Annotated in this window: 10 protein-coding genes; 4 read left to right on the top strand and 6 right to left on the bottom strand. The window is 51.0% G+C overall.

What is annotated here, in order from left to right; genetic code table 11:
- Positions 1-47: 47 nt before the first annotated feature.
- The gene (locus ACYVF1_RS03645) at positions 48-503 is read right to left on the bottom strand and encodes a ferritin-like domain-containing protein (protein WP_461075713.1); all 456 of its coding nucleotides are present in this window, start codon (positions 501-503) and stop codon (positions 48-50) included.
- Between the two features lie 432 nt (positions 504-935).
- On the opposite strand from ACYVF1_RS03645, the gene ACYVF1_RS03650 reads away from it, so the two are divergent.
- Complete coding sequence (locus tag ACYVF1_RS03650) at positions 936-1,682, top strand: ferritin-like domain-containing protein (protein ID WP_461075715.1); 747 nt, start codon at positions 936-938, stop codon at positions 1,680-1,682.
- A 15-nt stretch (positions 1,683-1,697) separates the two neighbouring features.
- Entirely contained in the window at positions 1,698-2,465 is a 768-nt protein-coding gene (locus tag ACYVF1_RS03655; RefSeq protein ID WP_461075717.1) for a ferritin-like domain-containing protein, read from the top strand.
- 240 nt (positions 2,466-2,705) lie between these two features.
- Here the strand turns inward: ACYVF1_RS03655 and ACYVF1_RS03660 are convergent, their stop codons facing one another.
- Positions 2,706-4,136 carry a hypothetical protein gene (locus ACYVF1_RS03660; RefSeq protein ID WP_461075719.1) on the bottom strand — a complete coding sequence of 477 codons (1,431 nt, stop codon included), beginning with the start codon at positions 4,134-4,136 and terminating at the stop codon, positions 2,706-2,708.
- A 285-nt stretch (positions 4,137-4,421) separates the two neighbouring features.
- Between ACYVF1_RS03660 and carB the strand changes: the two genes are divergently transcribed.
- Entirely contained in the window at positions 4,422-7,298 is a 2,877-nt protein-coding gene (gene carB / locus ACYVF1_RS03665) for a carbamoyl-phosphate synthase large subunit (protein ID WP_461075721.1), read from the top strand.
- 85 nt (positions 7,299-7,383) lie between these two features.
- Here the strand turns inward: carB and ACYVF1_RS03670 are convergent, their stop codons facing one another.
- Entirely contained in the window at positions 7,384-8,322 is a 939-nt protein-coding gene (locus tag ACYVF1_RS03670; protein ID WP_461075723.1) for a nucleoside hydrolase, read from the bottom strand.
- A 143-nt stretch (positions 8,323-8,465) separates the two neighbouring features.
- On the opposite strand from ACYVF1_RS03670, the gene ACYVF1_RS03675 reads away from it, so the two are divergent.
- Positions 8,466-10,127 (top strand): M28 family metallopeptidase, encoded by a 1,662-nt coding sequence (locus tag ACYVF1_RS03675; protein WP_461075725.1) that lies wholly within the window; start codon positions 8,466-8,468, stop codon positions 10,125-10,127.
- A gap of 85 nt (positions 10,128-10,212) precedes the next feature.
- Here the strand turns inward: ACYVF1_RS03675 and ACYVF1_RS03680 are convergent, their stop codons facing one another.
- From ACYVF1_RS03680 to ACYVF1_RS03690, 3 genes are all read right to left on the bottom strand, one after another.
- The gene (locus ACYVF1_RS03680) at positions 10,213-10,833 is read right to left on the bottom strand and encodes a thioredoxin family protein (RefSeq protein ID WP_461075727.1); all 621 of its coding nucleotides are present in this window, start codon (positions 10,831-10,833) and stop codon (positions 10,213-10,215) included.
- 5 nt (positions 10,834-10,838) lie between these two features.
- Positions 10,839-11,327, bottom strand: a complete 489-nt coding sequence (locus ACYVF1_RS03685) for a TlpA family protein disulfide reductase (protein ID WP_461075729.1) — start codon at positions 11,325-11,327, stop codon at positions 10,839-10,841.
- 278 nt (positions 11,328-11,605) lie between these two features.
- Positions 11,606-17,659 carry a putative Ig domain-containing protein gene (locus ACYVF1_RS03690; RefSeq protein WP_461075731.1) on the bottom strand — a complete coding sequence of 2,018 codons (6,054 nt, stop codon included), beginning with the start codon at positions 17,657-17,659 and terminating at the stop codon, positions 11,606-11,608.
- Positions 17,660-17,812 lie beyond the last annotated feature (153 nt).

Raw genomic sequence — 17,812 nt, forward strand, 5'->3', positions numbered from 1 at the left:
CCTTTTTGTTTTCCTGACAATAGCAGAAATATAGAACGTACTACGTCCTAGGCCGACTTTTCCAGGGCTTTTACCCGTTCGTAAGCCCCACGCAGTTCGCTTAGTTGCTTCCGTAGGTCTTCCTTGATATAAGCCGGCAGATGGTCTTTCTCGATCGCATCTTCGTAGGCTTCAACAGCAGCATTTTCGCCAAATTCTACCGAGCTCAGAATAGAATCTCTGTCTTTGCCCGTTATAGCTGCTTTAATATCAATCCAGGCGCGGTGTAATTGGCTCGAAATATCTGTCGAGTCGAAATCGGCCACGCCCGAGCCGTCAATACGTACAATGTGATCAGCCAGTTGACTACGGAACTGTTCGCTTTGAACAATCATGTGCCGGAACAATTCATTCAGGTCGGCATCTTTACTTTCTTTAATGGATTCTTCGTAGCCATGAATCCGGTCGTTGTTAATCTTAACCAGATCGTTCAGATCATCAACAATTTCCTTATTGTTAGTCATAACAGTTGCTAATGGATGGTTATAAACAATAAGTACAACCCACCATCAAACGAAGATGTTTAGGAAATCCGGCAAATTTTTCTGATTACGGATAAACTTTCAGCCTTCGCAAATAGGTCAGCTAAATCTTATCTGAAAAACTACGTCTGATCCTAGTCCGATTGCAGGTTATACCGTATAATAAACATCGCTAGGATAGAGGTACCGCTTAATAAACATTATCTTTTCTCTATAAATCATAATATTCAGACTTATATAAACCATATTTTCGGCAGATTCTTTCGTAAGCGGTATTTTTTGTCCCGTTGGCTCAAGAAACGCTGAAACCGCTAAAAAAAAGAGCCAAATCAGAAAACCAAGGGGGCCCATGAATCGTAGTTATGGCAATTCTTCCGACGAACGGCAGAAAACTCAACAACAATTTTTGGGTCAATGGAAAATCTACCGAAAGACACTACTGACATCAGTCAGTTGCTGACGGGCAAGACTTCGGCAGCTTTAGGGCGCCGTGTCTTTTTGCGTTATCTGGGCGCAACCGCAGCAGCAGGCGTTGCATTGAGCGCTTGCCATAATGAAATTGACGACACCGTAGCACGGGGCGCTGGCCGGGCCGGGGATGTAATTGACCTCGGCGACATTGGTTATAGCGATGTAGGTATTCTGAACTATGCGTATGCGCTGGAACAGCTGGAAGCCGCTTTCTATACCCAAGTCATGATGACGCCCTATTCGGGCATGAATGGCTACGAAATGGCGCAACTACGCGACATTCGCGACCACGAAATCAGCCACCGCGAACTGTTCAAAGCTGCTCTGGGAAGTGCTGCCATTCCAGGCCTGACCCCTAATTTCAGCAGCATCAACTTCAGCAGCCGGGCGTCGGTTCTGGGAACGGCCCGCGTTTTCGAAGCGATTGGTGTTTCGGCCTACAACGGTGCTGGTAACCTCATCAAAAACGTTGATTATCTCTTGCTGGCTGGCAAAATCGTATCGGTTGAAGCGCGCCACACGTCGATCATCAGCGAAATGCTGAACCCAATGACTTCTTCATTTGCCGGTAACGATATCGTTGCACCTTCGACAGGACTTGGCGAAGCGCGTATGCCTGAAGAAGTATTAACGCTGGTAAGACCATTTGTACAGGAAACCATCAACGGCAAAAACTACCGTCGTGCTTAAACGTTCAGAGCAGCCATGAATCTACAAAACATACTTAATGAAATTGAGAAGGTGGACGCCGACGTTTACGAGCGGATTGACCACGTATCACGTCGCCATGTGTTCCACAACTTCCTGAAAAAAGCTGCTGCCGGTATTGCGCCAGTCGCTTTCGGAGCGGTTCTGAACAAGGCTTATGCACAGTCTAATACAGTAGTAGACGTACTGAATTTTGCGTTGACCCTGGAATACCTTGAAGCCGAATTTTACAATCGTGGCCTGTCCAGTTCACTGGTTATGGGTAACGAAGGTCAGATGACGTTCCAGCAGATTGCACTTCACGAGAATGCACACGTAGCGCTGCTACGTTCGGCTCTGGGCGGTGCGGCCATTTCGAAGCCTAATTTCGACTTTACGGCGAAGGGTGCTTTCCCAGACGTATTCTCGAATTACCGTACCTTCATAACCGTTTCACATGCCCTTGAAGATACGGGTGTTCGGGCTTATAAAGGTCAGGCCGGAAATTTGATATCAGCTCCTGACGTACTGAAAACAGCGCTGCAAATTCACTCTGTTGAAGCTATGCACGCTGCTAAAGTTCGCTATCTGCTTGGTGCAAAAGGCTGGATTACGGGCAACATGGGGGCACCAGCGGCTGTTTATGCCGGAGAAGACAATACGTCTCAGGGTGGTGTTAACGTGAATGGTTTGGGAGGTATCGGGTTTGGCCCGGCTTCAGAAGCCTACGACGAACCACTGTCGAAAGCAGCCGTTCTGGCTATTGCTACGCCGTTCCTGGCCTAAGCAAAAGCTAATTATAGAAGAGGGTATCGGGTCTGACTCGATACCCTTTTTATTTGACGTAAAAGCAGAATTAATACCCGTTTAAACTTCCTTTTACGTCTTATCCCCAACCTCTGCGGGGGTCGAGAGATAAGACGTAAAAGTTGTCATGAACTCGTGTAAGAATATTTCACTGCGCTACGTGCCTACAGGTAAAACCAGGCCCGAATTATTCACTAAAAGACTACTGACTTTGACTTTTTACGGTTTCGCTGTAATGCTACGTATCTGAACGGTTGAGCCTTTCTCAAACCCGTATTGATCCGGAGGACTGTTGAGCGAGATCTGGCTAATGACACCATCCCAGCCGTTCTGACCGCTTAAGTTAATTTCGTACGTTCTGAACTGTCCGTCGCCTACAATTGGAAATTCAACGTAGCGGCTAGGCATATCCACGAAATTGTCTTCTTCCGGTTTTTTCCAGGTGAAACGCGCCCGGTTCCCCTGCGTACGAAAAGCCGCCTGGATATATATTTTTGGTACGTCGGTAGCGCGCCAAAACACCAGCGGACTCATTACCCGAAAGTTGTTTTGTTTGTCATCGTGACGAGACCACTGAATTGCCAGTGCATTCTGAACTGGCCAACCCCGGTCCTGGGTATTAAAGTAATACCAGCCCTGGCGGTCGTTTACAAACTGGTAATTGGGAGCCGATGCCGGGCGAGGCTGGCTGTACGCAAACTTCCGGATATCGTCGAGCGAGCCAACGACCAGCGTGTATTCGTATTCATACTGCCCGTTGTGGTCGATCTGAAGGTAATCGCAGTTGTTGATGTATGAACTGGAACCGTCGTATTCGTTGCCCTCCCGCAATTGACCAAAGCTGGCTGTATTCGACCGGAAGGCGTTGGATCGATATAGACCAACGCCCCGACCTTTGGCATTGAGCAGCGCAATCCAGTTTTCGGTAGCATAGCGGGTTTTCATATCGTGGTCGGTGTATTCCGAAACAGCATCGTTGGTGAAGGGCTTCTGACCGTTGTAGATAACCTGCCGGTAGTAAGGCGCATTTAGGTAAACACAGGGTGTTTCCTGCGTACGACCTTCATAATGCGTGGTATCGGTACGATTAACTTCGATGCGGCAGCGAACGTGTATCGTGTTGTCTTTCAGTTCAATCCAGTGCTGCATGGTACAATCGGCGGGTTCATCGAAAAGCGGCCAGATTTTGGGTATGGTTTTCACGTACAGCGTATTCTGCCCCTGCTGATAGCTGATTACCTGCGCCGGGTGGTTGTAGTAATCGCCCGTTTGAACCGGATTCCAGCCCAGGTTCCGCCACTCGTAGACCGGGTCTTTCCCATTCACACTATACGGATAGGGGCCGCCATAAATTGAGGTCTGCAACTGCCGTCCGAGGTCATTGTTATTGACCATGTTTTCGTTGCTCCCCGCTTCAGCCAGGTAGTTGATGGCCCCGCCCATATTCAAATCAATAGCCACCTTTACTTTGTCATTCGACAAAAAGAGTCGCTTGTTTGATGATGGCTGTTCCTTGCCGGGAAGCCCACCACCAGGCGGATTCGGCACAACCGGTGGTGTATACGGTGCTGTGGCCGGATAGTCGTTTACACACGTAACAGCCAGACAGCCAACCAGTATACAGATAATAACAGGATAAAACCGGAACATAAACGTAGAGTAATGCGAGATTAAAAACAGATTAAAACAAAATTAGTGTCTGTCAGACCCTTTTGCAATAATACTTTCTGATTGGCCCAGTTAAGGCATTTTACAGATTAAATCTGAGGTGTTACGTAATTTTTCGAAGATACGGCTTATTCCTTGCGTTAGATACACTAATTTTGCAGGATTTTTTGGCCCACTGCTCCAGGTTGCCAGTCGCGATACGTTATCTGTATCATAAATCCGGTAGCTTGTTCGGGGTCGTCCAACGGTTCATTGCTCCACAGAAAAATGCCCAAAAACACCAACATTCGCTCTGTTCTTATCATTGGCTCTGGCCCCATTGTTATTGGTCAGGCGTGCGAGTTCGATTATGCGGGTTCGCAGGCCGCCCGTTCCATTCGGGATGAAGGCATTGAAGTAGCGCTGATTAATTCCAATCCGGCTACGATTATGACTGACCCAATCAACGCCGATCATGTGTATCTGCTGCCATTGGAAAAGAAGTCGATCGTCGAAATTCTGGAAAAACACATTGCCATGGGTAGGCCCATCGATGCCGTTTTACCCACAATGGGTGGCCAGACAGCGTTGAATCTGGCCATCGACTGCGACAAAGCTGGCGTCTGGGAAAAATATAACGTACAGATTATTGGTGTCGATATACGCGCCATCGAAACCACCGAAGACCGCGAGAAATTCCGGTTGCTGATGCTCCAGTTAGGCGCTGGTGTTTGTAAAGGCCGCACGGCCCGCTCGTTTCTGGAAGGTAAAGAAATTGCGCAGGAAATTGGATTTCCGCTTGTCATCCGGCCTTCGTTTACGCTCGGTGGTACGGGCGGTGGCTTCGTAAACGTACCCGAAGATTTCGACAAAGCGCTGACTCACGGCTTACACGCATCGCCCGTGCATGAGGTACTGGTGGAACAAAGTGTGATGGGCTGGAAAGAGTACGAATTGGAGTTGCTACGTGATAATAATGGCAATTTCATTATTATCTGCTCCATCGAGAACTTCGACCCGATGGGCGTTCATACCGGCGACAGCATTACGGTAGCGCCGGCCATGACCCTGCCCGATACGTTATATCAGCAAATGCGCGATCTAGCAATCCGGGTAATGGGCGGTATCGGGCAGTTTGCGGGAGGGTGTAATATCCAGTTCTCGGTGAATCCGCAAACCGACGAAATTATTGTCATTGAGGTGAATCCGCGGGTGAGCCGCTCATCGGCGCTGGCGTCTAAAGCAACGGGTTACCCGATTGCCAAAATTGCCGCTAAAATGGCCGTTGGTTACAACCTCGACGAGCTGATTAACCCGATTACGGGTACTACGTCGGCTTTCTTCGAACCAGCCATCGACTACGTTATCGTAAAAGTGCCGCGCTGGAACTTTGATAAGTTTCCGGGCGCCGACCGGTCACTGGGCTTACAGATGAAATCAGTGGGCGAAGCAATGGGAATTGGCCGGAACTTCCAGGAGGCCCTGCAAAAAGCCTGTCAATCGCTCGAAATCCGACGTAACGGTCTTGGCGCCGATGGTCACGAACTCACCGACCGCGACGCGCTGACCGAAAGTCTTCAGCACCCAAGCTGGAACCGGCTTTTCCATATTTACGATGCGTTCAAGGCCGGTATGTCGTTCCGGACTATCCAGCAACTGACTAAAATCGACCCCTGGTTCCTGCATCAGATTGAAGAATTGATTGAACTGGAACGGGAAATTCAGCAGTACGATCTGGAGGACCTGCCACCCGAACTGCTACGTACTGCCAAGCAAAAAGGTTATGCCGACCGCCAATTGGCTCATTTGCTTGGTGTGAAGGAAAGCAGAGTCTATAACTACCGTCAAGCGCACAACATCCGTCGCGTGTACAAATGCGTGGATACCTGCGCGGCTGAGTTCGAGGCCAAAACGCCTTACTATTACTCGACGTTCAACAACCAGGTGCCCATCACCACCGACCACGCCGAACCCGTTTCGGATTTGCCGGGTAATGAGTCGATACGTAGCAACCGCAAAAAGGTGGTCGTGTTGGGCTCAGGACCGAACCGGATTGGCCAGGGAATTGAGTTCGATTACTCCTGCGTGCATGGTGTGTTAGCCGCCAAAGAAGCTGGCTACGAAACCATTATGATTAACTGCAACCCGGAGACCGTTTCGACCGACCCTGATATTGCCGACAAACTTTATTTTGAGCCGGTGTTCTGGGAGCACGTTCACGCTATCATCCAGCACGAACAGCCCGAAGGCGTCATTGTGCAATTGGGCGGTCAGACGGCCTTAAAAATGGCCGAAAAACTGACGCGCTATGGCATCAAAATCATCGGTACAAGTTGGGAAGCACTTGATTTAGCCGAGGACCGGGGTCACTTCTCCGATATGCTACGTCAGCTCGATATTCCCTATCCGAAGTTCGGAACGGTGCGCGAGTCGGAAGCTGCTATAGAACTGTCGCGTGAACTGGGATTCCCGCTGCTAGTACGTCCGAGCTACGTATTGGGCGGTCAAAGTATGAAAATCGTCATCAATGAAAACGAGCTGGAGCAGCACGTGATGAAGATTCTGCAGGACATTCCCGACAACAACATTCTGCTCGACCACTTCCTCGAAAATGCTATCGAAGCGGAATCTGACGCCATTTGCGATGGTGAAGACGTGTATATCATCGGTATCATGGAACACATTGAACCGGCGGGTATCCACTCCGGCGATTCCTACGCGCTGCTGCCGACGTTCGATTTGAGTGAAAATGTGGTGCGGCAAATTGAAGAATACACCAAAAAAATAGCCGTTGCGCTCAAAACGGTGGGCTTGATCAACATTCAGTTCGCCATCAAAGATGAGAAAGTGTATGTGATCGAGGCCAACCCACGCGCCAGCCGTACCGTACCGTTCATCTGCAAAGCCTACCAGGAGCCGTACGTAAACTACGCGACGAAGGTGATGCTGGGTGATAAAAAAGTGAAGGATTTTACCTTTAATCCGGTCAAAAATGGATACGCCATCAAGATTCCGGTGTTCTCGTTCAGCAAATTCCCGAACGTCAACAAGGAACTCGGCCCCGAAATGAAATCAACCGGCGAAGGCATTTACTTCATTGACGATTTGAAGGACGATTTCTTCCAGAAAGTCTATTCCGAACGGAATCTGTATCTGAGCCGATAAGTAATAGTAACCATAAAAAAGGGGCATCTCAAATTTGAGATGCCCCTTTTATTTATGCTACATAGAAACGTTTGACGTATCACTACTACGGCAACTTCTGCACAGCATCGTAAATAAGATTTATATACCGCACGCGGTCAATCTCATAGACGAAATTGACGTTTGGTTTTTGCTTCAGTACGTCGAAAAAATCAACGACGGTTGTTCCGGTCGTCAGTTTGCCGTTTACTTCAACATCAACGTAGCACGGTTTCGCGCTAAATATCGACGGGTTAATCAGATACGCGATGGCGCAGGGGTCGTGAAGGGCGGCTCCTCCTTCCAGTTCGGGGCGTTCCCGACGGTAGAAAATGGAGAAAAAGTCCATCAATTCGGCCACTACGTTTCCCGACTGATTGCCGATTCCCCGAAACCGCTCAATGTCTTCCTGAAACACCAATGCCTGGTGTGTTACGTCCAGTCCGCACATCGTAATCGAAACGCCCGAATTGAAAACGACTGCAGCCGCTTCGGGGTCTACATAGATGTTGAACTCAGCCGTCGGCGTCATATTACCCCGAAAAGCGCCCCCGCCCATCAGCGAAATCTGCTCAATTTTATCCTTTAGGTGTGGGTACGCCAGCAGGAACGTAGCAATATTGGTCAGTGGGCCGGTTGGCACGATGGTAATTTTTTCCGAACTCTCCGTCAGAATCTGCGCTATCGCTTCCACCGCCGACAACGATTCAGGACGTAGCGTGGGCTCGGGTAGGGTAGGGCCGTCCATGCCCATTTCGCCATGTACATAATCGGCAATAATCAACTCCCGAAACAACGGTTTCTCGCAGCCTTTGTACACCGGAATATCGACCTGAAGCAACGTAACAAGTTTCAGCGCGTTCTTCAGCGTTTTGGCCTGCGTCTGATTTCCCGCCGACGTAGTAATTGCTTTTATGTCGAATAAGCCGCTGCCAACAGCCAGCATGAGCATAACGGCATCATCGTGTCCGGGATCGCAGTCAATAATTACGGGTAGTTTTTTCATGTGCTACGTCTGTTTGGGGCGACGAATATACCAAACTTGAACTGGCTTTACTGAAAATGGCCGTTACCGATCGATAAAGTGGGAAAGATTAACGGATAAATTCAGTCCATCACGTATTTTAGCTATTTATTAACCTAACTAAAATGCGTGATCTATACACTTCATTATTCATTGCATCCGTTGCCCTGCTCGGTCCGAACGTAGCAAAATCGCAGTCGAACGCGATTCCTGCCGAAGCCCAGCAAGTAGTCAAAACGGTACGTCCCGAAGCGATTAAAAACCATATGCGTATCCTGGCCAGCGATTCGCTCAAAGGTCGGAAACCCGGCTCGCGTGGTTTCGATATGGCGGCTGAATACGTAGTGAGTCAGTTTAAAGCCCTTGGTTTACAGCCTGCTGGCGAAAATAAAACGTATCGGCAGAACGTACCACTGGGCCGCTGGCAGGTGCAGGAAGGAAACAGCTCTGTTGCTTTAATTACGAAGGGAGAAGAACGGCCGCTGATCATTGGTCGGCAGTGTATTCTTAGCCCAAATCCTGATCTGCCAACCAGCGAAGTCAACGCGCCGGTGGTGTTCGTTGGGTACGGCGTTACAGCCCCCGAACTGGATTATGATGACTATAAAGGCATCGACGTAAAGGGCAAAATTGTGGCGTATTTCAACGGCGCACCTGCTACGTTCCCGTCTAATCAGCGGGCATATTACTCGTCATCGAAAGCCGAAAATGCAGTGGCGCACGGGGCCGTTGGTACGGTAGCGTTCAGCATGCCCACCGATCTCCGAAACCGTGTTGAAACGGCAGCTCCGCGTGCGCGCCTGGGTGTCTACAAATGGCGTGATAAGCAGGGGAAACCGCAACGTACCTATCCGGCCATCAAAGGAGCCGCTTCGTTGAGCGATTCGACGGCTCGTCTGTTGTTTGCGCAGGCTGGTACGTCCTTCCGGGATGCGCTGGAAGCGGCCCAGAAAAATCGCCCGCAGGCGTTTCCGTTGAACGTATCAATACGTATGAAAACGCAGACGGATGCGGTGGAAGAGGTGGCTGGTTACAATCTGGTTTCGCTGTTACCCGGTACCGACCCGGTATTGAAAAATGAATACGTAGTGATCGTCGCCCACCTCGACCATCTGGGGATTACGAGACCTGTGAAGGGCGATTCCATTAACAATGGCGCTCACGACAACGCTTCGGGCGTGGCGATCAATCTGGAAACAGCGCGGCTGTTTTCGTCACTTCCAAAAGCACCTCGTCGGTCGATTTTGTTCGTTTGTGTAACGGGCGAAGAATTAGGGCTGCTGGGGTCGGATTATTTCGCCAGCAACCCAACCGTTCCAAAAGAGAAAATTGTCTCTAACCAGACGCTGGATATGCCATTTTTCTTTCATCCGCTGCTCGATATCGTCCCTTATGGCGCGCAGCATTCCAGTCTGGATAAGGAAGTAAGTCAGGCGGCTTCGTTTTTGGGCGTACAGATTAGCCCTGATCCAATTCCTGAGCAAACCGTGTTCATGCGAAGCGACCACTTCAGCTTTGTGCGTCAGGGCATTCCAGCGTTGTTCATCAAAAGCGGGTCGCAGACGGGCAACCCAAACCTCGACGGTACCAAACTAAATCTGAGCTGGCGGGCCACCATTTATCACTCGCCCCAGGACGATATGAATCAGCCGTTCGATTTCAACGCAGCCGCCAAACACGCGCAACTGCAATTTCTCGTCGGCTACCTAACCGCCCAGGCCGATGGCCGCCCCACCTGGAACAAAGGCGATTTCTTCGGGACGAAGTTTGGAAAAGAGAAAATGTAAATTGGATGTATGAAGTAGGATATATGATATAGGATGTATGATGTATTTTCTATCAGCTATCATACATCCTACTTCATATATCCTATCACGCGTTTTTCCACTTAATGCCACAGCCAATTGCTCTTGCCGTTGGGGTGGTAACGGGTTTTCCGGCCAGCAGCTCGTTGACGGCTTCTTCTACGTACTTTTTGCTGGCTGAGGAGCCGTCGCCCTGGTTGTTATCGATGGCGCCTATATAGGCTACACGATACTGGTTTCCTTCTTTTTTCACCACAAACATATGGGGAGTATTGGAAGCCCCAAACGCACTGGCCACCGCCTGACTTTCGTCGTGTAAATAAGGAAATGCGTATTTTTTGTATTTGGCCCGCGCTTGCATTCCCGCGTATGAATCGCCCGGCGAACGTTGCGCATCGTTGGATTGGATCGCAACAACCGGAAATCCTTTCGGCGCGAACTGCTCATTAAGCGCAATGATGCGGCTTTCGTAGGCCTGCGCAACCGGGCAGGTATTGCAGGTAAAGGCAATAATGTACCCTTTTACGTCTTTCTGATCGGCGAGCGATACGTCTCGGCCATCTACATTTTTCAGTTTAAAATCCTGGACTACATCACCCACTTTGTAACCCGTCGACGAAGTGTGCGAGGTCATCAGCACGATAGCGAACATCAGCTCGATCGCAAGCAATAAATTAGCTTTTTTCATGACATTCATTGTTTGAGTTTATTGATAATTGATTCAAGTTCACCGTTTTTCACGGGTTTCCCGATAAACTGCCGAACGTTACGTTTCTCATTCAGCACCAGTGTCATAGGTAACGCGCCCGACCATTCGGGAACCAGTTTATCAATCCAGGTATTTAAATCCGGCTCATCGAGCAGCACTACGTTCGTGCCCATTTTTCGGTTGCGCACAAATGGAATCACTTTGGTAGCCAACGTTTTTCGCGCATCCATGGATACCAGCAACACACTCACGTTCTGGTTTGCATACGTCTTGCGAACCGATTCGAAGAGCGGCAACTCCTTCACACAGGGCGCACACCAGGTTGCCCAGAAATTGACGACATACAACGTATCGTTTGGCTGTTTGATACGTTGCTCCAGCTCTTCAAATTTCAGGACAGGCACTGATTGACCTCTTACCGCTACGTTGCCCAGTAAAAACATGAGTAGCGTAACCCCAACTTTCATCGACATTCGTAGTAGCTATAAAAATAAAACAGACTGATTTGAAATTCCACTCTTCTAGTTAAGAATCAGGTGATTGTGGCGTTGCAGTATACATGACGAACGTATCGGCGCTAGCTGATAGTACTTGCAAAATGGTGGCTGATGAAAATTCAATTTAACGGTATCCGCCTATTCAGCAAAATTCAAATGCCTTTGGTAGGCAATCATGTAGCAATAAAACACTACTAAAAACAAAGGAGGCAAAGCCAATGGCCCTGCCTCCCTGCTACCTGAACTTGCTTTTTTTATTCCGACTTGATGAGCTTCACGGTCTTGAGCTGGCTCGCTGTGCGCACCTGCAACAATAGAATGCCCCGATTAGCCGCTAGCGGCACCCGGACTCGTTCCACCGTACCCGCTTCATCAATTACTTGCTGATGCGTCGATCGTCCCTGCATATCTACCAGATCTATTGAGACCCGCTGGCCATAGGCCCCCCGAATCTCAATAGCAGCCGATTGACCTGAGGTCGGGTTGCCCAGCACCGTTACCTGCAATTCGCTGCCCACTTCGGTCACACCCTGCCGCGTGCTGCCACAGGCCGCTAGCCAGTTGTACGCATAACTGGCCTGCAAGGAACCCTGACGAGCGCGCAACTGCAACACTGGGTTGTCGGTGTATAACGTTAATTGGTAGGGGCCAGGTGCCGTGGTGGGTAACATCTCATTAACCACCGAGAAACTGATCGGACTGCCATCCGAGCCCCCGTAGATCGGCGTGAACGTCAGCGAACGCTGATTCGCATTCAGCACCACACAACTCACCGTCTGCACGCCAGAAATAATGAAACCACCGGCTGGATTAACCGTCAGCGTAAAGGTGGTGCTTACACTTAATCCCTGGGGATCAGTAGCCGTTACGGTCACCGAACTCACCCCGGTTACACTCGGTACACCACCGATCTGACTGGGTGGGCTAAAGCTTAAACCCGCCGGTAAGCCACTGACGGAAAGCACCAGGGAGTTCGGCGTCTCGTTGTCGGTGAAGGTGAGTTGGGGAATCGTGTAGCCAAAACCCGTACCCACCTGCGCGGTCTGATTGGTCAACGGCTGGTTGACGCGCGGTGGCGTGTTGGGCATTGGATTGGAACAAGCCGCCAGCCAGTTATAGCTGAAGGACACTTCGCCCGGCGTACCGGTCTGGATGGCCTTGAGCACAATCACCGGATTGTCAGTGTAGAGCTGCAGATTGTAAGGCCCGGCCGCCGTGGTGGGCGCCAGCTCGTTGACCACCGAGAAGCTGATGGGCTGCGCGTTGGTGCCACTGTAGCGGGGCGTGAAGCTGATGGCATAGCGGTTGGCCGCAATCTGCTGACAATTGTCGGTGGTGACTCCGGTGATGGCGAATCCTCCGCTGACGGTCGCCGACTGGACGCTGATGGTGAAGCCATAACTAGCCGATAAACTGCCCGGATCGGTAGCCGTCAGGGTGACACTGGTGGTGCCAGCCGCTGAAGGCGTACCCGAAATCACGCCGTTGGTCAACGTCAACCCAGCGGGTAGTGGACTGCTGGTGAGCGCCAGAGAAGTAGGCGTTTGGGCATCGGTGAATACGTTGCTCACGTTCAGGCTGAAGGGCTGACCCTGGATGATGGTCTGGTTGGCAACCGGGTTGGCCACGGTGGGTGGGGTGTTCATACCCGTTGGCATCACCACACTCAACGAGAAGCTGGTGCTTACACTCAACCCCTGGGGATCGGTAGCCGTTACGCTCACCGAGCTTACACCGGTTACACTAGGCACGCCCCCGATCTGATTAGGCTGGGTGAAGTTCAGTCCAGCCGGTAAGCCGCTCACACTCAGCACCAGACTCTGAGGAGTCTCATTGTCGGTGAAGGTGTTCTGCGGAATGGTATACCCAAAGGCCTGGCCGACCTGCGCAATCTGGTTAACCAGCGGCTGGTTGACGCGCGGTGGGGTGTTGGGCATGGGGTTAGAACAGGCCGCCAGCCAGTTGTAGCTGAAGGAAGCCTCGCCGGGCGTGCCGGTCTGGATGGCCTTAAGCACAATCACCGGATTGTCGGTGTAGAGCTGGAGCGTGTATGGCCCCGGTTCGGTGGTGGGGAACAGCTCATTGACCACCGAGAAGCTGATGGGCTGGGCGTTGGTACCACTGTAGACTGGGGTGAAGCTGATGACGTAGCGGTTGCTGGCGATCTGCTGGCAGTTATTGGTGGTGACGGCTGAGATAGCGAAGGGACCTGCTGGAGCTGCCTGCAGGACGGTGACCGATGCGACTCCGGAGCAGGTTCCTGTCGTTCCCGTCACGGAGTAGACACCTGGGGTGTTGACCACGATGCTGGCCGTGTTGGCGCTGGTACTCCACTGGTAGTTCGTAGCGCCACTGGCGGTCAGCGTCGTGCTCTGGCCGGCGCCAATCGTCAGCGACGGATTGGCAGAGATGCTCACTGATAGGGCGCTGCTGCTCTGGGCAACAGTCGCCGACGTCGTAGCGGTGCAACCATTTCCGGCTGTCAGGGTAACCGTATAGGTTCCGGCTGCGGTGGCGCTTATGACCTGAGTTACAGCGCCTGTATTCCAGCGATACGTTCCCGTTCCCGTCGCGCTCAGGCTGACCGAGCTGGTCGTGCAATTCAACGTAGCGCTGTTGGGAGAAATGCTTACGGTTGGCACTGAATTATCCTGAACCACCTGAGCTGATGCTATGGCGGTACAACCGTTGCTGGCTGTCAGGGTCACTGAGTACGTATTTGCCGACGTAGCACTGATTACCTGGCTGGTGGCGCCAGTGCTCCATCGATACGTACCCGTACTACCTGTTGCGCTTAAACTCACCGACGTGGTTGTACAAGTCAACGTAGCACTAGCTGGCGATATATTTACCGTTGGTATTGTATTATCCTGAACTACGGTAGCACTGGCCATAGCCGTACAGCCGTTATTATTCGTTGATGTAACGGAGTAGATTCCACCTGCCGTCGCGCTAATGACCTGGCTGGTGGCTCCCGTATTCCATAGATACGTGCCTGTTCCCACCGCAGTTAAGCTGACCACTGAATTGGCGCAGGTCAACGTAGCACTTGGGGGATTAATACTGACTGTTGGTGGAGTGGTTGCCTGGGTAACCGTTGTGCTGGCCATAGCCGTACAGCCGTTACCATCCGTCAGGGTGACCGAGTAAGGCCCGCCTACCGTCGCACTAATCACCTGGCTAGTCGCTCCGGTGCTCCACAGATACGTACCAGCGCTGCCGGTTGCCGATAAGCTTACTGACTGAGTCGCACAAGTTAATGTAGCATTCGAAGGGCTGATACTGACGGTGGGTACACTGGTAGCGCTGAAGATGGTCGTGGTGGTGCTACTGGTGCAACCCGACGCGTTAGCCACTGTTACTGAATACGTTCCCGCCACATTAACAATAGCCGTGTTGCCGCTCTGGCTCACTACGTTAGGCCCCGTAAAGGTGTAGGATGTGCCACCACTGGCCGTCAGGGTCAGGCTGGTTTGGGCACAGGTTAACGTAGCGGATGGACTGGCCGTTAGGGTTGGTGTAGGCGCCGAGCCGCTGGTTACTGTTACGCTGGCGGTACCCGAACAGCCCGTACTTGTGTTCGTCACCGTGACCGAGTAAACGCCCGCTACGGCGGTGATGCTGGCGGTAGTGGCGTTATTACTCCACTGATAACTGTTGCCCCCCGAAGCGGTTAACGTAGTAGTTCCACCGGAGCAGACCGACGTAGCCCCACTGATGGTAGCGGTTACGGCTGGATTGGCGGTGATAACGGCCGTTCCTGAAAAAGCCTCGCTGCACGAACCATTTTTAACCACGGCCCGGAAATACGTCGTTTGGGTGACGTTGAGCACTGTCAGGCTATTCGAGGTGGTATTAATCGCCGTTGTACTGGCAAAACTGCTAGTGGCAGATGCTTCCCAGCGCTGCACCGCGCCTACATTACCGCTCAGGGTCAACGTAGTAGAATTGGTTCCGGCGCAGACGCTGGTGCTGCCTGCTACGTTCCCACCCACCGTAGCTGGGGTCACAGTGACGGTTGTTGAGACAAACGCACTCACGCAGTCCGCGTTTTCGCAGCGCACCTGATAGATGGTGTTGGCAGTCAGGTTTGGCGTGTTATAAGGCGAACCGGAGGAAAGCAACGTAGTACCGGCGGCATCGTACCACTTGACAGTACCCACGCTACACGTTGCGGATAACGAAGCCGGAGTGCCTGAACAGACCGTGGTCTGGTTGCCAGCGGCCAATACAGGCGTAGCAGGCGTTGTACAATTGACGTAGAGCTTGACATCATCTATGGCTACCCCGCCAAAGAAGACTGAATTATCCGAAGTGAGTCGGACTTTAAATCGAATGGTTTTCCCTTTAAAGGCAGAAACATCGGCAAAAAAGGTTCCCCAGCCCGTTGACATAGGAACGTTAACGGTTGGATTACCTACGATAAAACCTGAAGTTCCTGACCTTTGATCACCCCCTATCCAGGTATACACGTTTTGGGTAAGACCACCCCCACCCACTTCTTCAACGTAAACCTCTAACTGGTCGAAAATCGTACCTTCCATCTGGTGCTTCATAGCCCAGCTTAGTATCAACGAATTACCCGTAACCGCCGTCAGGTCAATATCGCCCGATTCTAAAAGCTGGTTCGAGTTTAGTGCATAAGGGCCGGTTAAGTTCGTTTTCCAGGCATTCGTGCCGCTGTTTGCGGTAGTAAAAGCGGCAATGGGGGTTGCTGTAGTGGTTGCAGCCGTATTAGGGGTTCCCCGTTCCCATTGATCGTTTGTGCCGGAGTGGGTAAAACCACCGTCGCCACTTTCAAAATCCTGGGAGTAAATAGGGGTATAAGTAGCCAAGGTGGCTGGCGTATCATCTGCCAGTATTTCAATCCCCCAGGAAGTTAGTGTTCCGCCACTAGCGTTGTTATTATCGTCGTAAAGAGTCAATGTCCAGGTACCACCGGCCTTCATGCCTTTCAACTGATTCAGTTTTGATTCTCTTTTCGGCATGAGGTTCACAGGCTTCAACACAGTAAAACTTGGCGGGAGGGCATTATAGTCGTTTAACCGTATATCCATCTGCGTTTGCCCGCCTGTTGCCGCTGATCCAATGTCCGTAAACAGGCCAATCTGGTTTCCCTCCGGTGTTGTAAGAATAGCGTCTACATCTTGCATGAGCGCATGATTGAGCGTAATTCTCACAGCCAGATCTTTAATGATTGCGTTACCCGGAATGGTTACAGTCGACGATACACTTCCATTTGATGGCCCAATAGCCTTTGGCACATCCGTTGACGTATAGGTTGTAAAGCCCGTAGTGGCATCAAGCTTAGATACCGAAAGATGGTAGGTAGCGGTTGGTCCACCGACAGCGGCTGAGGCTGCATCCACAAACAGATAATACGTACCAGACTCTTTGACGGTAAAGAACATAGCCTCCGATGGTATGGTCGGATTGGGCGTAGCATCACTCGTTCCGGCATCATCAGTAACCATAATCTGGTTGCCTGCATCGCCAAACAACGCAAAACCAAGTCGGCCATTCCAGGACGTACCATCTCGCTCAGGATCTAGATCCAGACTTAAAAAGACAGTTTCGCCAGCATTCAAGGTAATGGAATACCAGTCCTGTTCGGTAGCAGCCGCCGTGTTTCTGGCCCCGCTCACCCAACCGCTTGCCGGGGCCGTATTAGCCGTGGCGGGCGTGTCATTGCCCTCAACTTCAGGCGTTGGACTGCCGCTCTGAACTTTAAGATATAAATCGTATGGGCATTCGAGGGTCGTCCCTGCCGTAAAGTCATTTACTTTAATGTAATAGGTGCCGGTCGTCGGAATAATAGCGCCAGCAATGGATGACGAAAGAGCGGAAAAAGAACCATTGTCATCGTCAAACTCAATGACAGTAGACCCATCTGGCCCAATCAGAGTTAGCTGGCTATCTTGCGAAGATCCTGAACCTGTATAGGCAAAGGCAGTCATAGTAGCCGCATACACCCGGTCGCCGGCATTGGCTGTGAACGAATAATAATCGATATCGCCCTTAGGATAAAGATTGCCCCGGATTTTTACGGCCGTACCGCCAAGCGCTGTAGCCGTAGCCGCTGAGTTATTGTTGCTGTAGAGATTCTCTTGTTGAAAGAGCATCGAACCGGCCAGTAAGCTTGTCGGCTTGCTTGGCAGGGCCGAAACAAGGTTGTTAGGAAGAGAAATCACCTGTACATCATTTTCGACCTCGGGCGTTGGGTCTTTAGATCCCGGAATCGGTGATACTTTCTGCCCGAATGCCGTAAGTGCGAACAGAACGAAAAGGGAAGTGAGAAGTTTTTTCAAGAAGATGGTGATTAGAAAGTGGCAGTTAAGAAAGGAAACGCACTGATTTCTTGACAAAATAGTGAATTGTTTTTATTAGCTAGCTATTAGTCTAGATGATATGAGCCTAATAAATGGCTGATAATTAGTAGATTAGGGTGTAAAATATGATAA

Source organism: Spirosoma flavus, from assembly GCF_054778555.1.

Coding starts and splice junctions, on each gene's coding strand:
- ACYVF1_RS03675 (WP_461075725.1), top strand. CDS start 8,466: ATGCGTGATCTATACACTTCATTATTCATTGCATCCGTTGCCCTGCTC.
- ACYVF1_RS03660 (WP_461075719.1), bottom strand. CDS start 4,136: ATGTTCCGGTTTTATCCTGTTATTATCTGTATACTGGTTGGCTGTCTG.
- ACYVF1_RS03645 (WP_461075713.1), bottom strand. CDS start 503: ATGACTAACAATAAGGAAATTGTTGATGATCTGAACGATCTGGTTAAG.
- ACYVF1_RS03670 (WP_461075723.1), bottom strand. CDS start 8,322: ATGAAAAAACTACCCGTAATTATTGACTGCGATCCCGGACACGATGAT.
- ACYVF1_RS03655 (WP_461075717.1), top strand. CDS start 1,698: ATGAATCTACAAAACATACTTAATGAAATTGAGAAGGTGGACGCCGAC.
- ACYVF1_RS03650 (WP_461075715.1), top strand. CDS start 936: ATGGAAAATCTACCGAAAGACACTACTGACATCAGTCAGTTGCTGACG.
- ACYVF1_RS03680 (WP_461075727.1), bottom strand. CDS start 10,833: ATGAAAAAAGCTAATTTATTGCTTGCGATCGAGCTGATGTTCGCTATC.
- carB (WP_461075721.1), top strand. CDS start 4,422: ATGCCCAAAAACACCAACATTCGCTCTGTTCTTATCATTGGCTCTGGC.
- ACYVF1_RS03685 (WP_461075729.1), bottom strand. CDS start 11,327: ATGTCGATGAAAGTTGGGGTTACGCTACTCATGTTTTTACTGGGCAAC.